Origin of the sequence: Curtobacterium sp. MMLR14_002 (assembly GCF_001864975.1) — a bacterium.
Classification (GTDB): Bacteria; Actinomycetota; Actinomycetes; order Actinomycetales; family Microbacteriaceae; genus Curtobacterium; species Curtobacterium flaccumfaciens.
The window spans coordinates 91564-105560 of sequence record NZ_MJGT01000047.1 but is presented as its reverse complement, the minus strand read 5'-3'; the positions used below and the strand labels follow the sequence as shown (position 1 = coordinate 105560).

The following is a 13997-nucleotide window of genomic DNA, read 5'->3' as shown; positions in this document are numbered from 1 at the left end:
CCGCAACCACCCACGCTGCGCGTGAGTGCGCTGCTGCTGGTGCGTGACCGACGCGTCCTGATGGTGCGCGCCCGGGCGCGCGACGTGCTCTACCTGCCCGGCGGCAAGGCGGAGCCGCACGAGACCGACGTCGAGGCCGCCGTGCGCGAGGCGTACGAGGAGACCGGCCTGCGGCTCACCGCCGACGACGTCGACCCGTTCGGCGTCGTGCTCGAGCCCGCCCACGGGCAGGCTCCGGGGACCATGGTCGCGATGACGCTGTTCCTGGTCCGGCCGGGAGGCCCGCTGGACTCCGCCACGCCCGTCGCCTCGGCCGAGGTGGACGAGGTCGAGTGGGTCACCTCCGCCGACGCGGACCGCTGCCCGCCTGCGGGAGTGGAGACGCTCCGCCGCCTGGTGGCGGCGGAGCTCATCGACTGACCGTCAGGCCCTGGGCGGAGCTGCCGGCACGTGTCTGGTCGGCGGCACGACGCCGGTGTCACCAGCCGGAGAGGCGAGACGGCGTTCCAGCAGTGCCAGCGCGCCGATCACGGCGTCTGCCTCGAAGACACGGTTCCGCCGTCCCGCCGATCGTTGTGTCAGGACTCCACGCTCGACGAGGACCCCCAAGGCCGTGTTCGCGGCCTGCTCGCTCCGGCCCGTCGCGGCCGCGAACGTCTGCGCGGTGAGCACGGGGATGCGGGGCGCGAGTTCGAGCGCCGACCATGCAGCGGAGTCAGAGCGGACTCCGGCGAGCGCAGATCGCCAGGACTCCTTGATCCGGACGAGCTCGTGCTCGAACTGCGTCATCCGGTCCACGACCTCGGCCATCGCCTCGGCGAAGAGCCGGACGAACTGCCCGACGGCCCGCTGCGCTGGCTCCGATGCCGGCGGATCGGTGGACCGGAACCGCTGGAGCCCCGCTTCGTAGTCGACAGCACGGGTCGCCAGGACCAGGGAGACCGGTGGAGACGACTCGATGGTCAGACCCCGTGACCGCAGGACAGCGTGGATCAGTGCGCGTCCGATGCGACCGTTGCCGTCGGCGAACGGATGGATCGTCTCGAACTGCGCGTGTGCCACGGCGGCGATGGCGATCGTCGGCAGCGTGCTCGAGTTCACGAACGCCAACAGGTCGTCGAGGAGTCCCGGCACCCGCTCCGGCACGGGAGGGACGAACACCGCTGCGGCAGGCGTCGGCCCGCCGATCCAGTTCTGCACCGCTCGGACCGTGCCCCCGACCTCGGGTGTCGTCGAAGCCTCCATCAGCCGCCGGTGCGCCTCGAGGAGCAGGTCGAGGGTCACCGGGGAACCCGGACCGACCGACTCGGTGAGGAAGGTCATTGCGTCGATGTTGCCGAGGACCTCGGTTGCGGTGCTCCACTGCCCGAGCGGGCTCCGTCCGCGCGCCTCTTCTTCGAGCAGCTTCCGCGGGGAGACCTCGAGGCCCTCGATCATCGACGACCCGACCGCTTCGGCTCGGAGGAGCATCCGGCCCAGTGCGTCTCCGCTGCCGAGCAGCGTCGATCTCGTCTCGGCTTCCGTCACCGCAGCGGTGGCCTCGAGCACGGCCGCTTGTTCGGTCGGCCCGAGATCGACCGTTCGGCCCTGCAGCGGATCCGGCACGTAGGCGTCGAAGACCATCGGCATCCGGAAGGCGCGTGTCGCGGCCGCCGGGTCGCCCGTGCGGCGGATCGTCTCGTACGAAGCCATACATGGATCATCCCATGATCAAGGATGACTGCCTATCCTTGATCATGGGATGCGTTCCACTCGGGTTCGTCAGGCCTTGTCGGTATCGGTGTACTCCCCGACCTCGCCGTTCTGGGCCGGCTCGGCCTCGCCGGGGATGTCCGAGTCGACGTACTCGCCGTCGGGTCCGGTTCCGGTCGGACGCGTCTCGCCCGGGATGTCGCTCGAGACGAACTCGCCGACGGGCTCCGTCGACTCGACGTGCTCCTCGCCCGGGATCTCGCTGTCCGTGAAGGCTCCGGCCCGGGGCTCGACCCCGTCCGCGCGACCCTCGTCGCCTCGTGCCTGTTCGTGCTTGCCCGTCATGTCCGACCTCCGCTGCTCGGGTTGCTTGCCTCGGAGTGTGCCCGTGGTCCCTGGACGCCGACCGAACCGGATGCGGCGTTCGGTGGTTGCCTGTGCACCATGCAACGCAGCAGCCGATCGAAGTTCCTGCTCGTCGTGACCGGGCTCGTCGCCGTCGGGACCCTGGCGGGGTGCGCCTCGGACGGGCAGCCCGCCGCCACCGAGACCGTCACGGCGCCCGCGCCGTCCGCGTCGACGTCCACGCCGCAGTCGTCCGAGGAGTCCGCCTCGGCGGCACCGTCGGCCGGGTCCGGTTCTGGGCCGTCCACCGGATCCGGTGCCACCGGTTCGTCTGCTGGTGACCGGTGCGCGGCGTCGTCGCTCGCCGGGCGCATCGAGGCCGGCAGCGGTGGTGCCGCCGGCAGCGTCATCGTGCACCTGGTGCTCGAGAACACCGGGTCGACGACCTGCACCGTGCAGGGGTGGCCCGGCGTCTCGTTCGTCGGGGGTGGCACCGGCAAGCAGATCGGAGCGGCGGCCGTCGCGGAGAAGAGTTCACCGCACCCGACCGTCGCACTCGCTCCCGGCAAGACCGCCGTCGCACCGCTGAAGATCGTCCGGGCCGAGAACTACTCGGCGGGCGACTGCTCGCCCAAGACCCCGGACGGCTTCCGCGTGTACCCGCCCGGGTCGAAGCAGTCCCTGTTCGTGAAGGACACCGACTACCAGGCGTGCGCGTCGGCCGATGCCTCGCTGCTGTCCGTGCAGGCGTTCGTGCCGGAGGGGCAGGCGACCTCGTAGGAGTCGGGCACGATGAGCACCGTGACCACCACGATCAGCGACGAACGACCGGGCACCGACGAACTGGTGGCGCTGTACGACGCCGTCGGGTGGACCGCGTACACGCAGGACCCCGCAGCCCTGACCGCGGCGATCGCCGGCTCCCACACCGTGCTGACGGCCCGCGACGACGACGGGCACCTGCTCGGCCTGGTCCGCACGGTCTCCGACGGGGTGACGATCGTGTACGTGCAGGACGTGCTCGTCCTGCCGTCCGCGCACCGGTCCGGCATCGGTGGTGCACTGCTCGACGCGGTCCTGCAGCGGTACGCCGACGTTCGCCAGACGGTCCTGCTCACCGACGACGAGCCGGGGCAGCGAGCGTTCTACGAGTCACGAGGCTTCGTGGAGGCCCACGACGTCGAACCGCAACCGCTGCGTTCCTTCGTGCTCCTGCGCTGAGCACGGATGGGTCTCGCGACCGATTCCACGCGCCAGCAGGGCGTTCCTAGACTCGGACGCATGGGGGCTCGCGCACGGACACGTTCAGCGGCAGCCCTCGCAACCGCGCTCGGCGTCGTGCTCGCCCTCGCCGCGTGCACGTCGCCACCGCCGCCGGCTGGGTCGGAATCGGCACTCGCGAAGCTCATCACCCGGGTCGAGCGGTTGCCCGGGGTCGACACGGCCGAGGGCGAGATCCGTCAGGTCGACGCGAAGGACGACCCGCAGAACTGGATCACCTCGCTCGAGGTGCAGGCCGACACGACGGACCTCGCCGTCGCCGAACGGATCCGGCACACGGCAGCGCGGGGTGTCACCGGCACGACGCTGTCGGTGACCGTGGACGTGCCCCGCGGCCGGGCGTCGGCGCCGGTCGCAGTCGACCCGATGGACCCCGACGTCGTCGACTTGGCCGGACGGCTGCGCGCGGAGCCCTTCGTGCACCGGCTGTCGGCGACCCCGTCACGTTCCACGATCTGGCTCGTGCCGGGCGTCAGCTTCACCGACGCCGTCGCGCAGGCCCGTCCGATCGTCGGTGACCACCCGGCCTCGCTGGACCGTGGTGACGTTTCGGTGGGGATCACGGCGACGCACCCCGGGCAAGCACTCCTGCGCACGATCGACGGGTTCGACCGCGACGGTGACCACGACGTCGAGGGCCTGTACTACTCACCGGGCGCGACCTACGCCGACGCTGCGCAGGCACCCGCAGACGAGTACGGAGCTGCTGCCGAGCCCGAACGGCCTTCCCTGTCGATCTACGGCGACAGAACCGCTGCCGTCGCCGACGTCCTCGTCCGGACGAAGGACGAAGCCGCCGACGCACACCGCGCTCCGCGCACCGCGTTCTCCGTCGGCATCGACGGGACGAGTGGCTGGGTGGGACTCCCCCTCGACGCGAAGAAGCCTCGGGACGCCACCGCCCCGGGCACCGCGACGACGAGCCCCACCCCGGCTCCCTGGGTGCCCGCCGACGTCAGCGACCACGCTGCGACGCTCCGGGCGTTCCTCGAGCGCTCCGCCGACGCTGCCGGGGTCGCGGCAACCGTGACCACGGGCACCGAACAGTGCGCGCCGCCCGGATCGACCTGGTCACCCGATGCGACCGGCACCCGCGCGACGGCGTTCAACATCGTGCCCGTGTTCCAGATCGTCGACGACGCGCAGGAGCCGTTCGACGCCGTGACCGCGCTGTGGACGTCGGAGGGCCTCGAGGTCAGCGGCCGGGCGATGGGGCGGGACTACTGGTCGTCGTCAACGGATGCGGACCCCGCCACGGCGAGCATCCGCGGCACCGTCGACGGGCTGAGTCTGAGCGCCGAGTCGGTCTGCGTCCCCTGACCAAACGCGCTCAGGACTCGGGGTCGTCCATGATCTCGCGCACCTCTTGCGCACAGCGGCAGGCCTCGGCGATGCGGGCGGCCCAGGCCAGTGCATCTGCCCGGCTCTCGACATCGATCACCGAGAAACCCCCGATGAAGGTGTCCTTACCGGGCGTGTGGCGGGATCGTGGACGGTGCCGTCGGTCTCGACGACCGCGCCGCCCGATGCTTCCAGCATCCCGCCGCCGAACACCCACACACCGGCGGACTTCGCCTGTCGGACGACGGCGTGCGACGCCTCGGAGACGGCCGGCAGGTCGGCCATGGGGAACACCATCGTGCCCTCGTCGAAGGAGATCAGGTACCGGGTCATGCCCAGCATCATGCTCCTCAGCGACGAGCCGGGGCGTGCACGGCCTCGAGCACCTCGGTGCCCATGGTCCGCAGCGCCTCGACGACGGCCAATCGCCGCTGCAACGAGGCGTCGTCGAAGGTCACCGTCACGGCGTAGCTGACCGACGACCCGGGCCCCCGCAGGATCCCCGCCTCGGCCCGCACGCCGGTGCTCGACCCGGTGACCGCGACGACCTGCAACCCGTGGTCGAGCGCACGGTGCGCCAGGGGGTCGAGCCCGAAGGACCCGGCGACCAGGTTCAGGTCACTCGCCAGGGACAACCAGCCCAGCACCCGGTTCGACACCGCCTCGTCGACGACTTCGCCGAGCGCCAGTCCGCGCATCACCCACGACAGCTCCCCGGTCGGTGCGACGGAGGCGTCGGGGGCATCATCAGGGCCGCGGCGGTCCCGCACGCGGTCGATCAACGCCGTGCGCTCGATGCCCAGGGACTCCGCACGCTCCCGGACGGCGTCGATGCCCACGGTCGACAGCAGTGCGTTCATGGCCCAGGCGTCTGCGGTGGCCCCGACCAGGGTCGCCAGGTCGGGCACCTGCATGGTCGGCTCCTGCAGGAACTGCCACAGGCCGGCACCGGTCGCGGTGTCGCGGGCCATGCGCTGCAGGCGGTCACCGTGCAGGCGGCCGTCCTCGAGCTGGGCGGCGACCTCGATGAGCAGCAGGACACGGCCCAGGCTCGCGACCGGCTGCACCAGGGTGTCGTCGATCGCGAGCAGGGCCTTGCCGCTCGAGGTGTCGATCACCGAGGCGCTGACCCCGGCGCCCTCGAGCGCGAGGGCACCGAGGGCCTCGGTGGTGGCGGTGAAGCGGTCGTCAGCCCGGCCGCTGTGCCGCCCACGACCGCGGCCGCCACCTGCTGGGCGGTCGTCCGGTCGCCGACGGCGCGACGACCGGGCCGCGTCCGGCTCCGTCATCACCAGATCGCGACGCGCTCGGCGGGGTCGAGGTACATCGCGTCCTGCTCGGTCACGCCGAAGGTGTCGTACCAGACGTCGATGTTCCGCACGACCTGGTTGCAGCGGAACTCGTTGGGCGAGTGCGGGTCGATGCTGAGCAGACGAGCCGCCTCTTCCGGGCGGATCGCCATGCGCCAGGCCTGTGCCCAGCTCAGGAAGAAGCGCTCGGCGCCGGTGAGTCCGTCGATGACCGGGGGCTCCTGGCCGTCGAGGGACAGCAGGTACGCCTTCCACGCGATCGACAGGCCACCGAGGTCACCGATGTTCTCGCCGATCGTCAGGGCACCGTTCACGTGGCTGTCGGGCACCTCGGTCGGCACCAGGGCGTCGTACTGGGCGATGAGGGCCTTCGTGCGCTCCTCGAACGCCGCGCGGTCGGCCTCGGTCCACCAGTTCTCGAGCTTGCCGTCGCCGTCGTACTGCGACCCCTGGTCGTCGAAGCCGTGGCCGATCTCGTGCCCGATGACGGCACCGATCGCGCCGTAGTTCGCGGCGGCGTCGCGGTCTGCGTCGAAGAACGGGAACTGCAGGATCGCGGCCGGGAACACGATCTCGTTGAACCCGGGGTTGTAGTACGCGTTGATCGTCTGCGGGGTCATGAACCACTCGTCGCGGTCGATCGGCTTGCCGATCTTGCCGAGCTCGCGGTCGACCTGGAACGAGGCGACGGCGCGGACGTTCGCGACCAGGTCGTCGGACAGGACGGGCAGCGCCGAGTAGTCGCGCCACTTCACCGGGTAGCCGATCTTCGGCGTGAACTTGTCGAGCTTGTCGAGCGCACGGGCACGGGTCTCGTCGGTCATCCAGTCGAGCGCCGTGATGCTCTGCCGGTACGCCTCGACCAGGTTGGCGACGAGGTCGTCCATCTTGGCCTTCGAGGTCTCGTCGAAGTGCTCCTGCACGTAGATGCGGCCGACGGCCTCGCCCATCGCACCCTCGACCAGCGAGACGCCACGCTTCCAGCGCTCGCGCTGCTTGGGCGCACCGGTGAGTGCGGTGCCGTAGAACGAGAAGTTCGTGGCCGAGAAGGCACTCGTCAGGTACGCGGCGGAGCCACGGATGACCTGCCAGCGCAGCCAGTCCTTCCAGACCTCGAGCGGCTGGTCGTTCAGCAGGTCGGCCAGGCCGGTGATGAACGAGGGCTCGCGCACCACGACGGTCTCGAACGCGCCGGCCGGGGCGTCGATGGCTTGCCACCAGGTCTGCAGGTCGACGCCCTTCGCGAGCGCGGCGACCTCGGCCCAGGGCAGCTTGTTGTAGGTCTTCTGGCTGTCACGGGTCGTGACGTTGTCCCAGTGCTGGGCGGCGAGCGCCGTCTCGAGCGCGATGACGTGCTCGGTGCGGGCACCGCCGTCGTCGAGGCCGGCGAGCGGGAACATCGCCGCGACGAACTCGCGGTACTTCTCGCGGATGTCGGCGAAGCGCTCTTCGCGGTAGTACGACTCGTCGGGCAGACCGAGGCCGGACTGCTCCAGGAACACGACGTAGGACTCGGGGTCGCCCGGGTCGTTGTCGACGAAGAGCTGCAGGAAGCTCGGCAGGCCGATGCGCTCGAAGCGGCCGACGGCGGCGATGACTTCGGGCACGGACTGGATCTCGGTGATCTCGGCGAGCAGGTGCTCGATCGGTGCGGTGCCGAGCTCCTCGAGCCGGGCTTCGTCCGTGAACGAGGTGAAGAGGTCGCCGACCTTGCGCTCCTCGGTGCCGGGGGCGGCCTGCTGCGAGCGCTCGATGATGTCGCGCACGGCGATCTCGGCGGCTTCGGCCAGCACCGTGAAGGAGCCGTACCGGGCCTTGTCGTCGGGGATCGGCGTCGCCTCGATCCAGGTCCCGTTCACGTGGCGGTACAGGTCGTCCTGGGGGCGCACCGCGGGGTCGAGTTCGTCAGTGTGGATGCCGGAGGCACGTGCGACGTCGGTCATGCGGTCCACGATAGCCACCGACCCCATGGGGCAGGCCGATCCGGGTCGTCACCGGCACACGGCTGCCGGTACGGTCATCGCATGGGACTTCCGTGGAAGCTGCACGGCGACGGCAAGACCGTCTCCGCGACGACGATCGTGGCACCCGACGAACGGCTCACCTGGCCCCGGACGATCGGCCTCGGCGTGCAGCACGTCGTCGCGATGTTCGGCGCCACGTTCCTGGTGCCCCTGATCACCGGGTTCCCGCCGTCGACGACGCTGCTGTTCAGCGGCATCGGCACGATCCTGTTCCTGCTCATCACGGGCAACCGCCTGCCGAGCTACCTCGGCTCGTCGTTCGCCTTCATCGCCCCGATCGGTGCGGCGACCAAGATCGGCGGCATCCCGCTCGCCCTGTCCGGCATCATCGTCGTCGGCGCGCTGCTCGCGATCGTCGGGCTCGTCGTGCACCTGGCCGGCGCCGGGTGGATCGACCGGCTGATGCCCCCGGTGGTCTCCGGCGCGATCGTCGCCCTGATCGGCTTCAACCTGGCTCCGTCGGCCCGGGACAACTTCACGGCGGCCCCGGTCATCGCGGTCATCACCCTCGCGACGATCATCCTGGTCACGGTCCTGTTCAGGGGCCTGATCGGCCGCCTGTCGATCGTCATCGGCGTGCTCGTCGGGTACGTCGCAGCGCTCATCGGCGGTCAGGTCGACTTCTCGAAGGTCGGAGAGAAGCCGTGGATCGGTCTGCCGGACTTCACCGCTCCCGCGTTCGACCCGTCCCAGCTCCCGATCTACCTGGCGTTCGTGCCGGTCGTCCTGGCGCTGGTCGCCGAGAACGTCGGCCACGTCAAGGGCGTCGGGCAGCTGACCGGCCGTGACCTCACGCCACTCACCGGTCGCGCGCTCTTCGCCGACGGCATCTCGACCGTCCTGGCCGGCGTCGGCGGCGGCTCCGCCACCACCACCTACGGCGAGAACATCGGCGTCATGGCCGCCACCCGCGTCTTCTCCACCGCCGCCTACTGGGTCGCCGCGATCGCGGCCGTCCTGCTCGGCCTGTCGCCGAGGATCGGCGCCGTCATCTCGTCGGTGCCCGCGGGCGTGCTCGGTGGCGCCACCACCGCGCTCTACGGCCTGATCGGCATCATCGGCATCCGGATCTGGGTCGAGAACCGCGTCGACTTCTCGAAGCCGAAGAACCAGCTGACCGCCGGCATCGCCCTGATCATCGGCATCGCCGACTTCACGTTCCGCTTCGGCCAGGCGAGCTTCGGCGGCATCATCGTCGGCACCATCGCAGCGATCGTCGTCTACCACGTGATGGACGTCATCGGCCGGGCCCGCGGCACCGACGAGCCCTCAACCGAGGCCGCCGAGCCCGCACACGCCGCCACCGGCGCCGTCCCCGCGGAACCGCGCGCCGACTGACGCGAGTGGTCGGCCGGAACGCGCGTCCGGCCTGACGACGTGGGACCACCGGACTGGAGGCCCGTGGCGGGCACGGCCACGGGCCTCCAGTCCGTCATGACGCACGTCGACGACGTGGGCCGATGTGCTGAAATTGCACGATGAGCACGCACCTCGAGCGCACGCGCACCTTCACCGCGATGCACGTCCCCGGCGCACCGGTCGTCCTGCCGAACGTGTGGGATGCCGCGTCCGCACGCATCGTCCTCTCGGCCGGAGCGCGTGCGATCGCGACGACGAGCGCCGGCGTCGCCTGGTCACGCGGTCACCGGGACGGCAACGATCTGACCCGGGACGGCGCGCTGGACGCCGTGCGGCCGATCGCGGCGGCAGTCGACGTCCCGTTCACCGCCGACATCGAGCGCGGGTACGGCGAGACACCGGGCGACGTCGCCTCGACCGTGTCCGCGTTCCTCGGGCTCGGCGTCTCCGGCGTGAACATCGAGGATTCTCTCCGTCCGGTGGCGGAACAGGAGGACCGCATCCGCGCAGCCCGCCAGGCTGCGGACGACGCCGGCATCCCACTCTTCGTCAACGCACGGATCGACACCCACCTGCTGGGCGCGCCCGGCAGCGACGCCTGGGCGGAGGAGACGCTCACCCGCGCGACCGCCTACGCCAGGGCCGGCGCCAGTGGCGTCTTCGTGCTCGGAGCGCTGTCGGCCGCCACGATCTCGATGCTCGTGGACGCGATCGAGCTGCCCCTCAACGTCGCGTTCGGGCCCGGGACCCTGTCGGTCGGTGACCTCGCTCGGGCGGGGGCGAGCCGGGTCAGCGCGGGATCGGCCATCGCCGAAGCCGCGTACAGCGTCGCCGGCGACTGGGCTGCACAGATGTTCGGTGCGCCGGGTGCTGTCGTCTCGGTGCCGCCGACGCTCGGCTGGGCCGCGATCAACGAGGTCGTCCGCGACTGAACCCGGAACCGGTGCCGGGCGTCTGGAAGCGCAGGTTCCGTCCGCCGGGTCCTCCTCGAGGAGGAGGTTCGCCGACATCACACCTCGTGATCGGGGAGGACGCGGCGGTGTGGTCACGCTCCCTACCGTTGTCTCGTCGGGATGCACCCGACGTGGTGGAGGGTGATGATGACGATGACGAACACGCCGGCAACTGTGGATCGCCGTGGGGTGGTGTGGTTCATGTTGGCGGGAGCGCTGACGATCGCAGTGGTCGTCTGGCCGGCGGCGATCGCCGGTTGGGCCTCGGGGACGCACCTGTCCGTCGCGGCGCTTCCCGGAGCCGTGGCCTCGGGGTTCGCGCAGTGGGTGGGGTCCGGGCGGACGTCGAGCTCGCCGTTGGCCGCGGCGGTGTCGTACTGGGCCGTGTTCCACATCGTGAAGGCGATCGTCGCGGTCGCCCTGCTGGTCGTCTTGGTCCCGGTCGGGCAACGCGTCTGGACGGCGTACGCACGGGCACGATCGCGGGGGCGTCGCATCATTCTGTTCCTGGTCGGCGTCCTGGGGGCTCCGATCGCCCCGCTCGTGCTGCTCGTCGTGATGGCGAACGTGCAGGGTGCGGTGGCGCCGCTGTCATCGGTGCTGAACTTCCTGCCGATGGACGGCGCCTCGGTGCTCCAGGTCCGCGGTGAGCTCGCGTCCGGGACGATGACCCCGCCGTTGGCCGCGCTCATCGATGACTTCCGCCGCTACCACGCAGCGCTCGTCGTGACCGCGGTTGCCGCGATCATCGTGGTCGTCGCCGGGACAGCGGCGATCTGGGTGCAGCGGGCCCGGACCCCGAAGGCCGATCGGCGTCTCCGCCGGGTGCTCGCGGGCGGTGGGATCCTGCTCCCCGGGATGCTGCTGTTCCTCGGGATCGTGCTCCTGGCGAACCTGTCGACCGTCGCGGACACGGCACCCGCCCTGGCCGCGTTCTTCGACGGCAGCGGGATGTGATGGTCCTCGGTCACGACCGCACGGTGCGGCGGTGGTGGCGGGCGCACCCGATCGTCGCGGATGCCGTCGCCGCCGGTGCCCTCGCCGTCGCGGTGACACCGCAGCTGGTCTTCCACGCCCGGGCCGGTGACCCGCTGCTCGTGGCGTACGTCACCCTGTCGCTGGCGATGATCGCGCCACTGAGTGTGCGTCGACGATGGCCGATGGCTGTCTTCTTCGGCATCAGCGTCGTCGCTGCCGTGCAGTGGTCGATCGGGGTGCAGCTCGCTGCGGACGTGAGCGTGCTGGTGGCGCTGGCGACGCTCGCCGCCCACCGCCCGGTGCGGGACACCGCGGTCGCGGTCGCGATCGCCGAGGTGGGTGCGGTGGCCGCGTCCGTCACGTGGCCGCACGGGCTCCACGTCACCGAGATGCTGACCGTCCTCACCGTGTTCGTCCTCGCGGCGACCGCGAGCGGTGCCTCGGTCCGCAACCACCGCCGCGTGGTCGCGGTCCTGCAGGAGCAGAGCGCTCGGGCGCAGCGTGAACGTGAACAGCAGACGCTGCTCGCGGTCGCCGACGAGCGCAACCGGATCGCGCGGGACATGCACGACGTCATCGCCCACGGCCTCGCCGTGATCGTCACCCTCGCGGCGGCCAGCACCGGCAGGGCGACTCGGCAACCGGAGCGCGTGGACGAGGCCGTCGAGTTGATCGAACGCACTGCCCGCACGGCTCTCGCCGACACCCGTCACGCGGTGGGGACGATCCGAGCGAACGATGGGCTGTTGCCCACGCCGAGCATCGACGGGCTACCGGCGCTGCTCGAACTCGTCACCGCGGCCGGCCTGCGCGCCACACTGCAGACCGACGGCGCCGTCGACCGAGTTCCGGCAGCGATCGGGGTCGCCGTGTACCGGGTGACCCAAGAGGCCATCACGAACACCCTCAAGCACGCGAGTGCGACCACGTTCACCGTGAACATCACGGCCTCGCGAGACGAGCTCGTCCTCAGCATCGAGGACGACGGCACCGGAGGCACGCACGAGACCCGAGCCGGAGGCTTCGGGCTGGTCGGGATGGAAGAACGCATCACCCAGCTCGGCGGCATCCTCGATGCGGGACCCGATGGCACCCGGGGATGGCGGATCGCTGCTTCGATCCCCCTCGCCGTCCAGCCAGGAAGAGCACGAGCATGACCATCCGCGTGCTCTTGGTCGACGACCAGGCCCTCATCCGGATGGGGTTCCGGCTCATCCTCGACGACACAGAGGACATCACGGTCGTCGGCGAGGCCCCGGACGGGCGGAGCGCCATCCGTCAGGCGAACGCACTTCGCCCGGACGTGATCCTCCTCGACATCCGGATGCCCGGCATGGACGGCCTCGAAGCCACCGGACGACTCCTCACCGATGACCCCGACGCGAAGATCCTGATCCTCACAACCTTCGACCTCGACGAGTACGCCTACCGGGCGCTCCGTGCCGGTGCCAGCGGATTCCTGTTGAAGGACGCGCCGGTCGCCGAGCTCCTCGCGGGCGTCCGCGCCGTCGCTGCCGGCCATGCCGTGACCACGCCCCGCATCACGAGGCTCTTGCTCGACCGCTTCGCACCGCAACTCCCCACCGGGCCGCTGCAGGCACCCGACGGGCGCGCACTCCCGAACCTCACCCAGCGGGAGAACGAGGTGCTCCTCCTCGTCGCGAAGGGCCAGTCGAATGCCGAGATCGCCGCAGCGCTCGGCATCGGCGAGGTCACTGTCAAGACCCACGTCGCCGGAGTCCTCACCAAGCTCGGCCTCCGCAACCGCATCGCCGCAGCGATCTACGCCCACGAACACCACCTCACCTGAACCTGATCGCCAGCGAGGCGCGCATCGTCCGACTCACTCAGGCCAGAGGTCGGGACGCCTGCTCAGCCGAGGCCGAGGCAGAACGCCATGACGGCTTGCTGCACCGGCAGGAGTCCGGCCTTGAAGTCGTGTCCGACGAATGCGGCGTGTTCGACGGCGTCGACACTGACCTCACGGCCGCGCAGGAACGGCGGGCACGGGTTGAAGCGGACTCCCGGTGGCGCGAGGTCGAGGAGAGCCGCCGTGATCCGGTACTGCTCGAGAGCGTCAGTGTGCGCACCGGGACCGTCGGTGAGGACCACGTCCGCTGATCGAACAGCTGCCTCGAGGTCGTCGGTCCACGCAACCCCCGGGGTTGCGAGTTCGGCCGGGCAGCACTGGATCAGGTCGAGCTGCAAGACGCGAGCGGCTTCCTGCCACGCCCTGGCGATGTTGCTGTCCGCGCCCACGAAGAGGAAGCGCATCGCGGTGATGTCGCCCCGCTGCTGCAAGGCGTGGAGGTCGGACAGCACCTCGCACGGATGGTTGTCGTCCGTCATCGCGTTCACGACTGGCAGCGCGTGAGCCGCAGCCAAGGCGTCGACCACGGCGAGGTCCTGGTGGCGCACCACGACGATGTCGACCCAGTTCTCGAGGTAGCGAGCGACATCTGACAGCGCCTCCGGCTTGTCGAGTGTCGTGTCCGGGAACACGATCGGTTCGAGCCCCATGAGCGAAGCGCCCCGCTCGAACGTGGCCCTGGTGCGCAGACTCGTCGGCGGGAAGAACATGACCGCCGCGCCCTCCGTCACGGGCCCCCGGCCCGCACGGAATGCGTCAGCCAGGTCGAAGACCGCATCGACGTCAGATGCAGACCAGTCATCGAGCCTGACGAGAGAACGCATCCGAAGAGCGTAAGGGCCGG

The 13997-nt window shown here is 70.6% G+C and carries 15 protein-coding genes; 9 read left to right on the top strand and 6 right to left on the bottom strand.

The window, feature by feature from the left end:
- The first annotated feature begins 21 nt into the window (after positions 1 to 21).
- On the top strand, positions 22 to 420 hold the full coding sequence (locus tag BIU91_RS04950; protein ID WP_083404464.1) for an NUDIX domain-containing protein: 399 nt from the start codon (positions 22 to 24) through the stop codon (positions 418 to 420).
- Positions 421 to 423: 3 nt separating this feature from the next.
- On the opposite strand, the gene BIU91_RS04945 is transcribed toward BIU91_RS04950, so the two are convergent.
- A complete protein-coding gene (locus BIU91_RS04945) occupies positions 424 to 1692 on the bottom strand; it encodes a Fic family protein (protein ID WP_216099645.1) in 1269 nt (422 codons plus the stop codon).
- Positions 1693 to 1761: 69 nt separating this feature from the next.
- Positions 1762 to 2037, bottom strand: coding sequence for a hypothetical protein (locus BIU91_RS04940; protein ID WP_071404469.1), 276 nt, complete (start codon positions 2035 to 2037; stop codon positions 1762 to 1764).
- 99 nt (positions 2038 to 2136) lie between these two features.
- Between BIU91_RS04940 and BIU91_RS04935 the strand changes: the two genes are divergently transcribed.
- Genes BIU91_RS04935 through BIU91_RS04925 form a run of 3 tightly spaced genes read left to right on the top strand, consistent with a single transcriptional unit; the run spans position 2137 to position 4638 of the window.
- The gene (locus BIU91_RS04935) at positions 2137 to 2817 is read left to right on the top strand and encodes a DUF4232 domain-containing protein (protein WP_071404468.1); all 681 of its coding nucleotides are present in this window, start codon (positions 2137 to 2139) and stop codon (positions 2815 to 2817) included.
- Between the two features lie 12 nt (positions 2818 to 2829).
- Complete coding sequence (locus BIU91_RS04930) at positions 2830 to 3258, top strand: GNAT family N-acetyltransferase (RefSeq protein ID WP_071404467.1); 429 nt, start codon at positions 2830 to 2832, stop codon at positions 3256 to 3258.
- A gap of 60 nt (positions 3259 to 3318) precedes the next feature.
- On the top strand, positions 3319 to 4638 hold the full coding sequence (locus BIU91_RS04925) for a hypothetical protein (protein WP_139196652.1): 1320 nt from the start codon (positions 3319 to 3321) through the stop codon (positions 4636 to 4638).
- A 117-nt stretch (positions 4639 to 4755) separates the two neighbouring features.
- On the opposite strand, the gene BIU91_RS04920 is transcribed toward BIU91_RS04925, so the two are convergent.
- The 3 genes from BIU91_RS04920 to BIU91_RS04910 are packed head-to-tail and all read right to left on the bottom strand — an operon-like array spanning position 4756 to position 7912.
- The gene (locus BIU91_RS04920) at positions 4756 to 4992 is read right to left on the bottom strand and encodes a hypothetical protein (RefSeq protein WP_253183691.1); all 237 of its coding nucleotides are present in this window, start codon (positions 4990 to 4992) and stop codon (positions 4756 to 4758) included.
- A 17-nt stretch (positions 4993 to 5009) separates the two neighbouring features.
- Entirely contained in the window at positions 5010 to 5948 is a 939-nt protein-coding gene (locus BIU91_RS04915) for a serine hydrolase (RefSeq protein WP_071404465.1), read from the bottom strand.
- Positions 5948 to 7912, bottom strand: a complete 1965-nt coding sequence (locus BIU91_RS04910) for a M13-type metalloendopeptidase (protein WP_071404464.1) — start codon at positions 7910 to 7912, stop codon at positions 5948 to 5950. The genes BIU91_RS04915 and BIU91_RS04910 overlap by 1 nt, the downstream gene beginning before the upstream one ends.
- An 81-nt stretch (positions 7913 to 7993) precedes the next feature.
- Here BIU91_RS04910 and BIU91_RS04905 point away from each other — a divergent pair, with 81 nt between their 5' ends.
- The 5 genes from BIU91_RS04905 to BIU91_RS04885 all read left to right on the top strand — a co-directional run bounded on the left by BIU91_RS04905 (position 7994) and on the right by BIU91_RS04885 (position 13093).
- A complete protein-coding gene (locus BIU91_RS04905) occupies positions 7994 to 9331 on the top strand; it encodes a solute carrier family 23 protein (RefSeq protein ID WP_071404463.1) in 1338 nt (445 codons plus the stop codon).
- Between the two features lie 140 nt (positions 9332 to 9471).
- Positions 9472 to 10284 (top strand): isocitrate lyase/phosphoenolpyruvate mutase family protein, encoded by an 813-nt coding sequence (locus BIU91_RS04900; protein ID WP_071404462.1) that lies wholly within the window; start codon positions 9472 to 9474, stop codon positions 10282 to 10284.
- Between the two features lie 168 nt (positions 10285 to 10452).
- Positions 10453 to 11262, top strand: coding sequence for a hypothetical protein (locus tag BIU91_RS04895; protein ID WP_139196651.1), 810 nt, complete (start codon positions 10453 to 10455; stop codon positions 11260 to 11262).
- Positions 11262 to 12440, top strand: coding sequence for a sensor histidine kinase (locus BIU91_RS04890; protein WP_071404460.1), 1179 nt, complete (start codon positions 11262 to 11264; stop codon positions 12438 to 12440). Before BIU91_RS04895 ends, BIU91_RS04890 begins: the two co-directional genes overlap by 1 nt.
- On the top strand, positions 12437 to 13093 hold the full coding sequence (locus BIU91_RS04885; protein ID WP_071404459.1) for a response regulator transcription factor: 657 nt from the start codon (positions 12437 to 12439) through the stop codon (positions 13091 to 13093). Before BIU91_RS04890 ends, BIU91_RS04885 begins: the two co-directional genes overlap by 4 nt.
- A 62-nt stretch (positions 13094 to 13155) precedes the next feature.
- Here BIU91_RS04885 and BIU91_RS04880 read toward each other — a convergent pair whose 3' ends face one another.
- Positions 13156 to 13977: an ornithine carbamoyltransferase gene (locus tag BIU91_RS04880; protein ID WP_071404458.1), complete on the bottom strand. Its 822-nt coding sequence runs from the start codon at positions 13975 to 13977 to the stop codon at positions 13156 to 13158.
- Positions 13978 to 13997: the final 20 nt, after the last annotated feature.